The sequence below is a fragment of the Thalassomonas sp. RHCl1 genome (assembly GCF_947387555.1).
Lineage (GTDB): Bacteria > Pseudomonadota > Gammaproteobacteria > Enterobacterales > Alteromonadaceae > Thalassomonas.
On sequence record NZ_CANDNZ010000003.1, the window covers coordinates 518,591 to 532,907 of the forward strand.

Annotated in this window: 16 protein-coding genes; 6 read left to right on the forward strand and 10 right to left on the reverse strand. The window is 41.4% G+C overall.

Annotated features, from left to right (window positions below):
• Nucleotides 1–93 precede the first annotated feature (93 nt).
• Together QL234_RS12620 and QL234_RS12625 are read right to left on the reverse strand one after the other, a co-directional pair.
• Nucleotides 94–948, reverse strand: a complete 855-nt coding sequence (locus tag QL234_RS12620; RefSeq protein WP_281558195.1) for a hypothetical protein — start codon at nt 946–948, stop codon at nt 94–96.
• 245 nt (nt 949–1,193) lie between these two features.
• A complete protein-coding gene (locus tag QL234_RS12625; protein ID WP_281558196.1) occupies nt 1,194–1,976 on the reverse strand; it encodes a hypothetical protein in 783 nt (260 codons plus the stop codon).
• Nucleotides 1,977–2,092: 116 nt separating this feature from the next.
• Here QL234_RS12625 and QL234_RS12630 point away from each other — a divergent pair, with 116 nt between their 5' ends.
• Nucleotides 2,093–2,764, forward strand: coding sequence for an endonuclease (locus tag QL234_RS12630; RefSeq protein WP_281558197.1), 672 nt, complete (start codon nt 2,093–2,095; stop codon nt 2,762–2,764).
• A 260-nt stretch (nt 2,765–3,024) separates the two neighbouring features.
• Here the strand turns inward: QL234_RS12630 and QL234_RS12635 are convergent, their stop codons facing one another.
• Nucleotides 3,025–3,432 (reverse strand): hypothetical protein, encoded by a 408-nt coding sequence (locus QL234_RS12635; RefSeq protein WP_281558198.1) that lies wholly within the window; start codon nt 3,430–3,432, stop codon nt 3,025–3,027.
• Nucleotides 3,433–3,839: 407 nt separating this feature from the next.
• Between QL234_RS12635 and QL234_RS12640 the strand changes: the two genes are divergently transcribed.
• Nucleotides 3,840–4,496 carry a hypothetical protein gene (locus QL234_RS12640; RefSeq protein WP_281558199.1) on the forward strand — a complete coding sequence of 219 codons (657 nt, stop codon included), beginning with the start codon at nt 3,840–3,842 and terminating at the stop codon, nt 4,494–4,496.
• On the forward strand, nt 4,493–4,747 hold the full coding sequence (locus tag QL234_RS12645; RefSeq protein WP_281558200.1) for a hypothetical protein: 255 nt from the start codon (nt 4,493–4,495) through the stop codon (nt 4,745–4,747). Before QL234_RS12640 ends, QL234_RS12645 begins: the two co-directional genes overlap by 4 nt.
• Nucleotides 4,748–5,001: 254 nt before the next feature.
• Here QL234_RS12645 and QL234_RS12650 read toward each other — a convergent pair whose 3' ends face one another.
• Nucleotides 5,002–6,369, reverse strand: a complete 1,368-nt coding sequence (locus tag QL234_RS12650) for a potassium channel family protein (protein WP_281558201.1) — start codon at nt 6,367–6,369, stop codon at nt 5,002–5,004.
• Between the two features lie 239 nt (nt 6,370–6,608).
• On the opposite strand from QL234_RS12650, the gene QL234_RS12655 reads away from it, so the two are divergent.
• The gene (locus QL234_RS12655) at nt 6,609–6,803 is read left to right on the forward strand and encodes a hypothetical protein (RefSeq protein WP_281558202.1); all 195 of its coding nucleotides are present in this window, start codon (nt 6,609–6,611) and stop codon (nt 6,801–6,803) included.
• Nucleotides 6,804–7,231: 428 nt separating this feature from the next.
• On the opposite strand, the gene QL234_RS12660 is transcribed toward QL234_RS12655, so the two are convergent.
• The 4 genes from QL234_RS12660 to QL234_RS12675 all read right to left on the reverse strand — a co-directional run bounded on the left by QL234_RS12660 (nt 7,232) and on the right by QL234_RS12675 (nt 9,532).
• On the reverse strand, nt 7,232–7,552 hold the full coding sequence (locus QL234_RS12660) for a hypothetical protein (protein WP_281558203.1): 321 nt from the start codon (nt 7,550–7,552) through the stop codon (nt 7,232–7,234).
• A complete protein-coding gene (locus tag QL234_RS12665) occupies nt 7,545–7,745 on the reverse strand; it encodes a hypothetical protein (RefSeq protein ID WP_281558204.1) in 201 nt (66 codons plus the stop codon). The genes QL234_RS12660 and QL234_RS12665 overlap by 8 nt, the downstream gene beginning before the upstream one ends.
• Nucleotides 7,746–8,138: 393 nt before the next feature.
• Nucleotides 8,139–8,807: a hypothetical protein gene (locus QL234_RS12670; RefSeq protein ID WP_281558205.1), complete on the reverse strand. Its 669-nt coding sequence runs from the start codon at nt 8,805–8,807 to the stop codon at nt 8,139–8,141.
• A 434-nt stretch (nt 8,808–9,241) separates the two neighbouring features.
• Complete coding sequence (locus QL234_RS12675; RefSeq protein WP_281558206.1) at nt 9,242–9,532, reverse strand: helix-turn-helix transcriptional regulator; 291 nt, start codon at nt 9,530–9,532, stop codon at nt 9,242–9,244.
• A 620-nt stretch (nt 9,533–10,152) separates the two neighbouring features.
• Between QL234_RS12675 and QL234_RS12680 the strand changes: the two genes are divergently transcribed.
• Nucleotides 10,153–11,652 carry an NAD(P)/FAD-dependent oxidoreductase gene (locus QL234_RS12680; protein WP_281558207.1) on the forward strand — a complete coding sequence of 500 codons (1,500 nt, stop codon included), beginning with the start codon at nt 10,153–10,155 and terminating at the stop codon, nt 11,650–11,652.
• A gap of 134 nt (nt 11,653–11,786) precedes the next feature.
• Here QL234_RS12680 and QL234_RS12685 read toward each other — a convergent pair whose 3' ends face one another.
• A complete protein-coding gene (locus QL234_RS12685; RefSeq protein ID WP_281558208.1) occupies nt 11,787–12,443 on the reverse strand; it encodes a nitroreductase family protein in 657 nt (218 codons plus the stop codon).
• A 226-nt stretch (nt 12,444–12,669) separates the two neighbouring features.
• A complete protein-coding gene (locus QL234_RS12690; protein ID WP_281558209.1) occupies nt 12,670–12,960 on the reverse strand; it encodes a putative quinol monooxygenase in 291 nt (96 codons plus the stop codon).
• Between the two features lie 253 nt (nt 12,961–13,213).
• Here QL234_RS12690 and QL234_RS12695 point away from each other — a divergent pair, with 253 nt between their 5' ends.
• Nucleotides 13,214–14,131, forward strand: a complete 918-nt coding sequence (locus QL234_RS12695; protein WP_281558210.1) for a LysR family transcriptional regulator — start codon at nt 13,214–13,216, stop codon at nt 14,129–14,131.
• Nucleotides 14,132–14,317: the final 186 nt, after the last annotated feature.

Sequence of the window (14,317 nt, forward strand, 5' to 3'; positions counted from 1 at the left end):
GAAAACAACAACTTAGAAGTTTTTCTCAGTCTAAATACTACTGTATAAGGGAACAACTCATACCTGTGATACATCATATATTAAACAAAATATTTAATTCCTGGGCTTACTTCTATAATGGCCTCGAACATAAGTTCCATCTTTCCTATAGTACCCTTTAACATGCACGGTTTTTGATCTGCCAGTATTAGCGCTTATGTCACCATAACAACTCCCATTCTCTGCGCAAACTTTAGATCGGGGAAATGAATAAACATTTGAAGTAGCGGTTGATTCTTTGGGCTTTGTCGCGGTTATTTTATTATGAAGAGCTTCTAGATCAGCCTTATTTAAAGCATACTCGTTGCATGATGACCAGCCACCATTACAAGCTTCTAGGTTGCGCCTATAATCGGCGTCATTTGCAGCCTTTAGCTCTTGCGGATTTAAATTATGCTTGTTACACCCGGCCCAACCGTTTGTGCAGGCCTCAACATTGCGTCTGTAATCGGCAGCATTCGCAGCTTTCAATTCTTGCTGGTTTAACTTGTGCTTGTTGCACCCGGCCCAGCCATTGATACAAGCTTCAACGTTACGCCTGTAATCAGCTGCATTCGCAATTTTCAGTTCTTGTTGGTTAAGCTCTTGCATGTTGCATCCGGCCCAACCGTTTGTGCAAGCCTCAACATTACGCCTGTAATCGGCAGCATTCGCAGCTTTCAATTCTTGCTGGTTTAACTTGCGCTTGTTGCACCCAGCCCAGCCATTGATACAAGCCTCAACGTTACGCCTGTAATCAGCTGCATTCGCAGCTTTCAACTCTTCTTGATTTAACTTACGTTTGTCGCAGCCAGCCCAACCGTTGTTACAAGCTTCAACATTGCGCCTGTGATCAGCATCATTGGCACTTGCTTCAATCGCAGAGAAAGCTAAAAGAAATATAAAAACAAAATTTATAATCCTTTCCATTTTGTTAGATTCTTACCTTAGGTTTAAATGTTACAAAACTATAACATGAGACAAACTTTGGTAAAATGCTCTAAATCTACATGCGAAGAACCTTTGAGGGAGGGATTCGAACCCTCGCGCTATGGTTTTCAGTATGCCTCAGTACCATATAATGCGGCCCCTGCAAGAGCACGCTGCACTAGATTATTCTGATTGGCACTTTGGATCGATCCAAAATCGATCCAAAAAATTGTTATCGCCGCTTTTTAAAAGGTTGCAGTAAAAACAATCATCAGACCATCTTCATCAGTTCTTTGTAACAGTTTTTGAGGATCTGTCTCTTCTGTTTGATCTCCCTCTTTGATTCCTTTCCGAAATTTAACAAAATCAGTATCAATGTAATATCCTACTCCAACATTAAATGTACTATCACCATTCTTAATGCCTGCCATTAACCCTGCTCCATAAGTTGAAAGAGGATCTCCCCCTTCTTCCTTAGCAAGGCCAATTGAGAAAAAAGGCCCCCACCCCCAGACAAAATCACTTGTTTGCTCTACCCAATAATGATGAGCTTCTAGCATTAACGCACCTTGGTTTGAGGTTACATGATCAACTCTTATTTCTTTATTTTCGATAGTTACACCATCAATAAACTCATCACTACCATAATTCAATAATGCGATAGCCAAGTTAAAGTCCCAACCACCAAACTGTAAATTTTCTTCAGCTTTTTTTATTTCATTATCAGCAGCTGCAACCTCTAGCTTGTCACCATCCTCAATTGCTTTTTCTTTTCTTTTTTCCTGTTCATATCTTTTTTCTTTTGCATATAAAACGCTCGAACGGTAAGGGACACTTCCCCCTTTATCTATACATTCTTCCATAGTGACAAAATTATTACTTCCCGTATCTTTAACTTTGTCATAGTCAGGGCTTCTTTCATCATGACATTTTTTATTTGTACTCATTAAAGTAGGTTTGCCTGAAGCCATTGTAAAATATGGAAGTGCAATAAGTAGCAGACAAAGGGTTACGATCATATTTTTCATAATTATTCCTTGTTTTTTTAGTGTTATCCCTTTATTAAAGTTAGTAGCTAACTTGACACTTTCACCACTAATATTCAGACAATAATATGAAGCAATTACCATTAATTTTTGTCCTATTGTTGCCGGTATTCTCCCAAGCTTTAACTTTTAGCCAGGCAAAGAAGCAGCTCAAAAACATCTATAAAGCAAATCCGGAAACTTTCTATTGCGGCTGCGCCATAAAATGGCAAGCTAAAAAAAAGTTGGTGCCGGTGACAGATGATTGCGGATATAAACCGCGGAACGCCAAGACAAAGAAAGGCAAGATAAATAAAAGAGCTAAACGGATCGAATGGGAGCATGTTGTTCCCGCGTGGGAGTTTGGCCACCAGCTGCAGTGTTGGCAAACCGGCAAGCGCAAATATTGCTCTGATAATTCGCCGAAATTCAAGCAAATGGAAGGTGATCTGCATAACCTTGTGCCGGCCATCGGTGAAGTCAACGGGGATAGATCCAATTTTAAATACAGCATGATCCCAGGTGAAGCCCGGGTTTATGGTCAGTGTGATGCCGAAGTAAATTTCAAAGGCAAAGAATTTGAACCGGCGCCCAACATTCAGGGCAATATAGCACGGACGTATTTCTATTTCGAAAAGCAATACGGGCTAAAGATCAGCAGAAAGCAGCGCCAACTTTTCACCGCCTGGGACAAAACCGATCCTGTTGATGCTGATGAATGCAAAATCCACCATGAAAAAGCCAAAATCCAGGGCAACGAAAATCCCTTTGTCTCTAAATCATGTAGTTAACTGAATTAACCAGCCAATTTTGCAGGGACTCTATTGAATACTTAAGTTTTTGAGTGAAGCTATGTATTATTTCAGAGTAAACCAAGGGCTCGGTGTTATAAGCACTTTATCTTCGCTGGGCCCTTTTATTTACGGTATCAACGGTGACCTGATTTTTCATTGAAGGACCTCTGCTTTTCCGAGAGCCAATTTAGAATCAAATTAAAAAACTATCAGAAAGAAAAAGGGTGCAATACTACGAAGCGAACAGACTTAAGACCTTAATCGCTAAAGAACAGATAAACCTCAATACCCAGCAAAGCTATAAAGATCCCTGAAAAGACTATTGGTAATACAATCCCTATTAGATTATGCACTTTTACTTGTTTGGCTCCTAATGCTGATATCTTGCTCCATTTAGGCTCAAGCAATTTAAGTTTATTCTTAATAAGTCGTTCAGTAATGAATATTTGCTTATAGCTAGAACAAATCCAAATAATGGATATGGTTATACCGACAGAATCCAACAATAAAAATAATATGAAAGATAAGAAAGATATGTCTGCTGCAACAAGCCTAATCATTCCTATAAGAAACACCGACTCAGTTATTAAAAAGAAGTTCCCACGAGCAGTGAAGAGCGTATCTTCATGCTTATGCCAATCCCAGTAAAACTCTTTATCTGTCATGTTAGTAATCTCTTCTCATTATCTGAAACAAGAAATTAAAGATACTTTAAGGCAAATGAAGTATAGGCTACTTTCCAGATTAGCAAAGTAGGCGCCCTACCCACTTCACCCCCTATTTGATTGGTTAGCTGGCTGTGTAGCAACCACAGAACACCGGTAGCCGGCTTTTTGATCGCCGCGCGCCGTAATTTTGTCGATAGACCAAGTGCCGGCCATTCCGTTGGGAAGCTTTCATCTAAGCAGAGCAAGCCCCCGGCCACCAGGAAATGGCCCCTAGGCAAGCCCAACAGTTGGCAGGATATCCCCAAAATTGAATGTTAAGGCAACTTTTTACCCCAGGATTAACTTTAAAAACTCGAGATCGCCGGTTATCTTTCTTTAATATGGAAGCTAAAAGGAATAGGTGGATGGATAAAGCTAAGAAAAGGGCATCAGAAATCCGATCACGTTGGAACAGGACCGGCTTTAAGTGCGACTTGAGCACTGATGTACTTGCTCCCCTGTTTTCTGTTTATTTCGAAAACCCACCAGGTAAAGTGCTTGTATTGGACCGAACCAAGCCTATTACTTTGGATAACCTCAGGAGCTTTTCATTTGAAGAATACCAAGCCTATAAGCTTGAGGGTAAGCTAAAAACCCAGGCTAAATATCATCATGAAACATTGAGCCGAAGATATAACCAGATACTTATCACAGCCGATGATATCTATGAACTAATCAAGAACACCCCGCCCGACAAGAAAAAGCATTTTTCCCTCAAAGATAACAACGCCCCGGTAACACTAGATAATTTATCCATACAGGTTGGCGGCCGATCTGTCTATTTTGAAAAACTCAGAAAAAATGCGGATCAAAAAATGAGATATTGGAAGAACCAAGGGCTTGAGCCTAAGTTTACTCTGGGGCAGTTCACTGAAGCTCTAGCAGCGGCAGGCTATGAAATGCTTACCTCAAAGAAGGGATTTAAGAAAAACGAGCGGATCAGTATTGTCGACAACAATAAACCATTATCGCTGAAAAATATAAAAATACAGGCGCAAGCTGAACCAATGGAAGGGAAATGAAGCTTTATAGCAAAGCCTTTATGGCTATATCAGACGAGTTACAGATCATTTTTCGGCGCTGCCAGACATGCCGAAGCGTGGCAGAGATAGATGTCTGTATTGCGGAATATAAAGCCCAGCTGGGCGACTTAGAGGATGAATCTGGTAGCCTACATCATATGCAGCAGTTTCGTAACGCCAAGGCACAACAAAGAATAGTTGAAAGCCGGGCACACCTGGCAGGTAAGCCTGGGAGCGGCCAGCTCAGTTAACCGGGCCGCGGCCCTTGAAACACTTTCCCGCAGAGTGTTCAGGCTGTTGGTCTAAGAGATAAATCCACTAAGAACTGTGATATTCGAAAGTATGCACAATGGACGTTAGTAACAATATTCACTAACAATTACTTCATGCCATAAGCCGTTATATAGACACACCGGAGTACAATAATGAATATCAGCCTCATACTGATGAAAGTACAGCTACCATGATAAACTTGGCAAGCATAGATTCGGTTTATGCTCCCGAACTACTTTACATATCGCCTAACAATTGTAACTGTCAGAAATGAAATGAGTATAACGCCTAATAACCCTTCTATACCTGCTGTTAACATTAGTAGGGAATTATCTTTTTCTGGAGATATATCTCCATATCCTACAGTAGTAAATGTTATTAAACTAAAATAAAGGCTTTTAACAGGTGTCGTATCTTTAAAGCTAAACAGATAAATAACCGCAAAAATAGTAATAGTAGACAAGATAGTGAATAAAATATTCTGCCATTTACAAAAGTATCCTAAAGCTTTCTCATAAATAACCCAGTGGAGAGGATAGCGAATTAATTTGTTGAACCACTTTGCGACGCCTGACTTTTTATCATTTTCATTCTGCGCTCTTTGTCTTGAAAGCTTGCCAATAATAAACTCAATGTCCAGAGAGTATTTCTTTTCTTCGCAATTTTTTGCCCAGGTATGAAGAATATTAAAATTCATTAATGTGCTGCTATAATCTACAGAATTCCCCTGTTTGACATAAAATGGCTCATAATTTCTTTCGGTCATCGTGGCGATATTTACTGTTGTGTTGGATAAGTTTACTTCAGATAGTTGAACCCGCCCTTTAATATCCTCAAAGTCAATGCGTCCAGAACCACTATGTAGTAATTCGTCTATTTTTAAGTATCCATTCTTTTTAAGAGTAGCGTGCGAAATATCAAATGCTCTATCGATAAATGTGCGAAAAACAAACAAGTTTTCAATCTTACATTTACTAATAATGAATTTTTTAAGTTCACTGTTTTGAATATTGATGGTTATATCTGAATCTCGAATTGCTAATTGGCCTCCAGTAATATTTTGAAGCATTAGTCCTTGCCCCTTAATTACAGTTCTGGAAATATCGATAAACTCAAATGTAGAAACTATGTTAAGAAGGTTTTGGAATGTGCAGGACTCTAAGTGCAGACGTTGTGGTTGTTTGACCTGTGAATTGCCAAAAGAAACCCATTCCCTAAAGTGGCAGTTTGTAAAATAGAGATATTGATTGTTCTCATATCTATTTAAATGAACCTTTCTTAAAAAGATGGTACCGCTACAATTATTTAACCAGTTTTCAATTTCTATATTAACATTGATCTCTATATTGACGATGGCACGAATATTATATGGTTCGATAACAAGTGCCTTTGATTGGCGTTGTTTAGACTCATGTAAGGTCATGGCTTTAATATGTAAAGAGAAGTCCTCTGGCTTGTTAATAATGACGTATGAATATATATCATCGTGATGGCAAATTGATAAATGCTGTTTTGAAGCTAATAGAGTTGTTAGTTTCTGTTCGTTTGCATTCAATAATGTATCTAAATTAATTACGTCCTGTTGAAGTTGTCCTGTCATCACCAGCCCTGTCAAGGTATCAATAGAATTAAGTATTTTGACAGAGTAGGAGAATATTAATCAAGATGTATCAAGTTGATATTTTTACATTAAAAATTAGATCTGAAAATTGATGGTACAGAATCCCCCCGAGTATTTCACCTCGGCGCAGAAGATCAACCGGTTACCGGCGCCAATCTTACCAAATAACCCGATCCCTGACTAAAATTGAAACACTTCCCTAGAGAAGTGTTTCAATTATGAGTTCTGAAGAAAACAGCCCGGAAATGCGGCTATTCAGCCCGACCGGCGTGCGCCTATATCTGACTGCTCCAGAGCGGGACAGGTTCTTAAAAGCGGCAAATGACGAGTCGCCGGTCAAGCGTATGGTGTGCATTATACCGGCTGCTGCCCCGGGAGGCGTTGGACCTGGTTTATCTTCGGGTACTGATTGAGGACACTTCACTGATCTTCCGCAGCCTGAAAAAGCGCAAGCATCAGTACGGAATTCACCTGAACTTACCTGTAAAGAGTTATAAATAATCTTGAAGTTTTAATACACATTTTATTCCTCTATATTTATATTTTCGCGGAATTTAGGTTTTTGAAATGAAAATTGAAAATGGAGAGTTATTTTTCAAAGATCGAATAAATGAATTCACCGAACTAGCAGATAATCTTGAAACCCTCCTATGCTAAAACTAAGCAAAGTAAATGAAAGCTGCCAGGGCATGACTTATAAAGGGCTCCTTAGAATAGCAAAGCATAAAGCTGTACAGAGAGAACTATGTCTATAAATAACTGGCAAGTGCCCGGGGTTAACAAATGCTCAGTTTTCAAGATAGCACTGCCCCAGGTAATCCATCTCCGGGAGCAGTCATGGTTATTGGTTCAAGCCCTGATGAACCTTGTGTATTTTGTGTTTAAAGCCTGCTACCTGATCTTTGAGCCAAATGCTGTAATGGCTGAAACCAGCAATGGTGGCTTCGTCCAGAGCTTCCGGCTCCCTGACTATTGCGGCGAAGGCGTCGCAAATAAAGGCGCATTCTTCGCTGAATTGGGAGAATTGATCGCACAGCAGTAACATGTCGGTTTTGAGCTGTTTTGCAGTGTCCCTTTCTTCGGCAGCTTCTGCGTCCACATTTTCGGCCGGCGTGCCTTTTTTAGTGGCTTTTGTTTCGGGTTTGGCTGTTGAGTCAGACATAACACTGCCCTCTTTTTACCATGGCAAGTGAGTTATTTGCTGCCTTTACTTGCCGGGTATAACGGCGGGAGTGTATGGGGTGGTGGTTATTGCTGCGAACTTTTAACCACTGGCGGCAGGCTATGCTGTCAGCTTTAGTTGTTAAAAAAACTTTAACCGAGAAAAACTCTGGCTTATCATTAACTTTAGCCATAATGGATACCCTTGTTATCGGTTGTGGTTAGCTGCTTCTGGGTGTGGTCGCACTCAGGGGCAGCGCTCATTTCGTTTATTTGTTAGGTCATCAAGCGCTTTTGGCGTATCTCCTCTGGTTGTTATTTCGTCCTTTATCTATAGTACAAAATGCTGGATAAATCGACAGTTACCGTTGGTTTATTATGAAAAATAAGCACGATTTTTTACCTGACTGCGGCTTATTTCCACCCCAGGTTTAAGTTCATTATTATTGAATCATAAAGTATTGATTTATAAGAAATCTTGGCATTGTTTGCCGGATTTCGTGATGCTGAAATCCGGCTAGCTTTTTATTCATATTTGCAAGAGCAACTGCGACAACAGCAGCGATGATATCACGCAATAAAGCTCGTTAAGCGTTTAACTCAAATTGACGATGGTATTGCTCACGGGAAAGTTCCGTAGACATAGACCATAGCAACATAAAGGCACAGCCGGTAAGCATACTTTTCATATCCAGATAGCCGTAATAAACCCAGTTCCAGCCAGAAAAAATTTGAGCGACTTCCATACTGAAACCGATTTCATCCAGGTGACGGATAAAGTTCTCAACCAGTGCCAATAAATCAACAAACATAAATACTGAAAACAGGCTGGCAAAGGCAACTTCGGCCTTGTATAGACGCACCTTATCGATGGGTTTATTTTTAGCGTTCAGCCTGGCACGGGTAAAAGGAGCTCTAAGCAATACCATATAAAATAGAGCCAAGTCGATGATAAAATGAGTGGTAAATATCGTTGCATTTAGCCAGAGGGCACTTCTAGTTTCATCGGTATAAACCTCACTGAAACCGGGTTCAATAGCAAAGATAAAAATGGCTCTTTCGATGACCTTTATAATGATGAAACCGGCACATAAATGCACGATATTGATATCGTCACGGTTAATAAACATTATCGCGAATATGCTTACACTGAACACAGTGGTGATCAACAAAGTGTTTCTACTGACAATAGCAAAAGTGACGATGGCAATGATCAATGCCAGTTTGAATATACCTTCCGTTTTTACAGCACTCATAGCAAACTCCCTCCCTGAGCGGGACTTACAACTTGTTTCCCCGGCGGGCAAAGTTGCTGGTATAAGTGCGCAGACTGGTATTGTTGTGGATCTTGTTGCGGGTAAAATAGTCCCCGGAAAAAAACAGCTTGAGTCTTCATAATTATCCTTATTTTGAATTTGGATTTATTCGACTATCGGACCAGCGGCGCTAGCAGCTATTTTTCTCCGGACAAGCATGCAGCAAGTAAAATTACTCTGGCAAAGCTTGTTTAAGCAGGTAGTGATCCTGCTTACGGTTGAATCAGCTTTAGTTGCTGGTGGCCGATAATAAAGTTTCGTTGTTGTCATCCGCCAACGAGGTGGCGGCCTGTGGTCTAGGTCCTGTATCACCGCTACTGCCTACGCCGCCGGAAATACCCGCCAGCATGTTTGCAGTGAAGTTAATTGAGCTATCAAGTTTTGAGCCTGCTTGAGGCGCGTTTACGAACTTTTCGAAGTGTTTCATTTTCGTCCCTTTCATTAAATTGATCTCTAAGTGTCGAGATTTGCTCAAACAAGGGAGCCATATTCAACGAACAAGCATGACTGATATCGAGAAATTGATTCATCCTTGGCTCGCCAACACCGGTTTCCCAGTTTTCATAGGTAACACGGCTGACTCCTGCTTTTTTTGCCATTTCCCTGGTAGTTTTATCTACACTCAGGCGTATACAACGCAAATCCTCACCCATAATATCAAACATATAAATTCCCTCTATAATTATTTTCTCAATTAAATCCGACAAATACAGACATAAATCCAGAACCGGTCAATACAACGGTTATAAAAAGCTTTACTTAAATTTGGTATTGGCTTTTCACTGGCTCTTAGTAAGCTCACTAGTAACTGTTTATTGGTTAAAGGCCGGAGCAAATCATTATTTCGGATTTTATTATAATGAGTACTATAGTACCTGTCACGATAAAAATGAGTACTATTGTACCCACCACTCTTCGGTATCCACCATATCAAGATAAGTTACCTGTATTTTTCAGAAGGTAAAAAATGGCTGAATAATTGGAAGTCCACGCCTAATGACTTGCCTTAGCTCATGCAAGCACTCCCGATCCAGGTATCAGCCACAAGCCTTATACAGCTGATACCAACAACATTACTGCACCTTAAACTATCATCAGGCAAACTTAAGCTTCTCTTAAGTTTCCCCTCCTAAACTACAAACCAATGAAGTGAATTTAAACTGTTTCTATCTTTCCAAGAGACAACCTCATTTTTAATTGGTTTTCGCCTGCTTTAGGCATAACGGCTACAGGCTGTTGATTGGATAGAAGATATAAATCCCGGGAAAGCGAGAGGAAGTAATTTATGAAAAAAGATGCGCAGTATTTTGAAACCGTCATTATCGGCACAGGCTTTTCAGGTTTGCTCGCAGCGATAGGTTTGCAGAAAAAAAACAATCATGATTTTGTCCTGTTAGAGCGAGGTGCTGATATAGGCGGCACCTGGCGGGACAACTCGTACCCGGGAGCCGAGGTAGACATTCCAACCGGTTTGTATTCTATTTCCTTTATTCCCTATAAATTTAAAAAAAGATATTCCCCGCAAAGCGAATTGCTCGAATATACCAACTACATTATTGATAAATTTAATATCAGAAAACACACAAAAACCAATCAATCCGTCACTAAGCTCACCTATAACGACAGCGAGTGTTTATGGCATGTGGAAACAAAGTCAGGCGAGCACTATAACGCCCGTTTCATCATAGATACCAGCGGCGTACTGGCAAATCCGAAAACACCAGACATCAACGGGGCTGAGTCATTTCAAGGGAAAAAATTCCATACCGCGCAGTGGGATCACAGTGTTCCCTATCAAGGAAAGCGTGTTGGTATTATTGGCTCCGGCTGCTCGGCGGCCCAGGTAGTGCCGGCCATTGCAGACCAGGTAGATAAGCTCACCGTGTTTATGGGCAAGGCGCAGTGGATCATTCCGCGCTCAGACCGAACTTACAGCTCAGCAGAGCGTTTTATTAGCAACTTGCCGGGCATACGCCACCTCAAACGTTTAATGATATTTAGTTATCACGAGATACGCTTTGCTGCATTTCGCCGCTATCCGTTCACCTCAAAAATTACCGGCTTCATTAAGTACCTTTATGCGCGAACACTAAGAAAAAATCTCGAAAAATATATCGATGATGAAAAACTGCGCCAGCACATGATGCCCGACTATGAATTGGGCGGCAGACGAGTCATCCCGTCAAACCGCTACCTGCCGGCACTTTCCCGGGATAACGTTGATGTGGATATCAGCGGCATAGAAAGCATCACGCCTACGGGGATCCGAACAAAAGACGGTCAGGATATCCCCTTGGACATTATCGTTTATGCGACCGGTTTTTTTGCCTACTCAGATATGAAAAAGGCGCTCACCTTTGATGTATACGGCAGTGGTGGCCGTCACCTGAACAGTGAGTGGGAAAATGAGGCGGTCTCGTATAAGGGCATCACAGTTTCTGGCTACCCCAACTATTTTAAAGTAAACGGCCCCAACACGGGCACGGGCCACAGTTCACAGCTGTGTTATATGGAGGCAATGGTGAACTACACCATTAAAGCGATTTGTGCGGTAAAACGGGATAACAACATCAAGGCCATTGATGTCAGAAGCCATATTCAAAGTGAATACGTGACAAAAATGAAAAACACCATGAAATTAACGGTTTGGCAAAGGAGTAACTGCAGCGCATTTTATAGAAAAAATATGACGGGTGAGGTCACCAGTCTGTCGCCTGAGTCTGTGGTCAATTTTATTTTTTCACGTAAATGGTTTCGTTTGAAAGACTATCATTTATTGAAGTGAGTCTATTCCTGGTAGAGGCAAGCGCAGGCACAAGTCACCTGCGCCTATATGGCAACCTTGATATGAATGCGCTTAGATCTAATCCATGTTTTATCAGATCTAAGCTCATCTTTCATCATAGCAACGAGGGCAAATTATAAAACCTGAAGCACCTGCTCCCGGGCTAAACGGGACTTAGGCAGCGGCGCGTTATAATCTTCTTCAGTGTGGTGATAACCGATAACTAACGCCACCTCACATTGATAACCGTCGAGTTCTTTCGCAAAAATCTCGCCGATCATTTCACTGTCAACCCCTTCCATGGTCGTTGAGTCGATACCAAGGCGCGCCAGCACATGCAGGGTATTACCCAGCGCCAGATAAGTCTGAGACTTGGTCCAGGCTGCATTACTACCGGCTTCATCGGTATTTAAGTCGGCAAAGGCAAAACCGCCAAACGCCTGCTCGCGATCTTCGGCTTTAATGCGCTTATCCGCAATGCCTTTATCAACCACCTTGGCATAATCTTCGCGGGTATATTTTGGGTTATGGGCAAACAAAATCACATGAGAACCGGCTTTAATATGGGGCTGGTTAAACTGGAATTTATTGGCAAAAGTATCATGCATCCGCTGCTTGGCTTCATCGCTTTCAATGACGATGAATTTCCACGGCTGAGAGTTAATGGAGGATGCAGAAAGCCTGATCGCTTCATAAATTACCTCTAAATCTTCCTGGGATACGCGTTTTGACGGATCATACTTTTTCGTCGTATAACGTTTTTCCAGATCGGCAATAATCGGGTGTGTCATTTTATTCTCCATTCATTTACTTGGTATGGCGCTATAAGCCATATATACAGCCAGGGCAGTCATTTTTAGCTATGCATTTGACTGCCATTAGTGCTTTGCAACATTATCTTATTAGGCTGTAAATGGTTACGGTAAAGCCGATAATCAAGGACAGCGCTCAGCTTATTTGCAAAAGCGGATGCATCTCACCGGTAAATACCGGTTAATCTCTTTATTTAGCAGGTACTCAGGCAATTTTTGTCATTTCATTTAAAGTAAAGCTTTCAACGGCGCCTTCGGTGGCCGCCATATAATCAGCCAGGTGTTGGTTATTCATATGTTGCTGCCAAAGTTCACGTGTCTGCCAGTTCTCATAAAACATAAAATGTGCAGGATTTTCGTTATCCTGATGCAAATCGTAGTTAATGCAACCCGCTTCAGTTCGGGTAATATCGATAAGTTTTAACAGCTCCGTCTTTACCAGCTCGATTTTGTCCGCTTTGGCTATGATGTTTGCCACTATCGTTAATGTCGTCATGGGGGATTCCTTAAATCAGTTGTTTATCTTGACTGTGCATATCATAGTGATAGTTAACCCTGTTATAAACAGGTCAATCCTTGAATTACTTTCAAATATTTTTTGACAATAAAGCAAAGGCATTAACCGGCTAACCTTATCGCCAGCCGTTGATTAAGGCTGGCGGCTGCTCATAAAACAGAAGTTCGGGCTTTCTTCTTTAATTAAATAACATGATAATGAACATCACACTCTCAAAGAAGATTTGACAATAATGCTGCTCTCAGACCTGGAAATTATTATTAAAACCGCAGAGCTAGGCAGTATTACCGCCGCGGCAACAAATTTAGACATGCAGGTTGCCAGGGCAAGTGCGGCAATAAAAAGGGTTGAAAAACAACTGGGCTTTGAACTGTTTATACGCTCCACCCGGCAATTGCGGCTGTCGGTGATGGGAGAAAGATACCTGCCCCAATGCATTCATGCCCTGGAAATACTTAACAACGCACAACAAAATTTACTGTCCGATCAGGATGAAATAAATGGTGAATTACGCTTAACCACTTCATCAGATCTGGGACGAAATTTCATCATGCCCTGGCTTGATAAATTAGCCGAACAACATCCGCAGTTAACCCTTAAGTTGATTTTAAATGACCATACCCTGGACTTTTACCGGGACAGCGTCGATGTCGCCCTCAGATACGGCTCCCCTACCGACTCAAACCTGTACGGTTTTAAAATTTGTGAAGTGCCCCGGGTGTTATGTGCATCGCCGTCATATGTAAGCGCCCACTCAGCTCCCGAACACCCCAGGGAATTACCAGCCCACAACGGACTGTTTTATCAATTGAGCGGCATTGTCCACGATACCTGGAAGTTTACCCGCGACAAGCATATTTATAGCGCCAAAATAACAGGAAACCGGGTGGCCAATGACGGCGATCTGGTCAGGCGATGGTGTGTGGCCGGTAAAGGACTCGCACTCAAGTCGGCCATCGATATGTCCGAAGATTTGCTGACACAAAAGGTGGTCTCACTGATGCCGCAATACCGGCCAACACCAACAGAGCTGTGGCTGATTTGTCCGAGTAAACAATCCATCACCCCTAAGGTCAGACTATTAAGAGATCTGGTAACAGATAACTGTCAGCAGATATTAAACAAGCTGAAAAATAAGGGGTTTGTCTGAAACTCTATCAATAGCGTATTAAGTAGACAACCACTAGCAGCCGATTTTTGACCTATTCGTTTTAGTGTTTAAAAAACATCTTTTGCCGTTATTTTTATATCGACTTTCGAAGTCACTTTTCCTATTCTGCCTCCCGAACCTGCCTGACATTCAGGTGCTTTCGAAATTTTTAATAAAAAATAACAA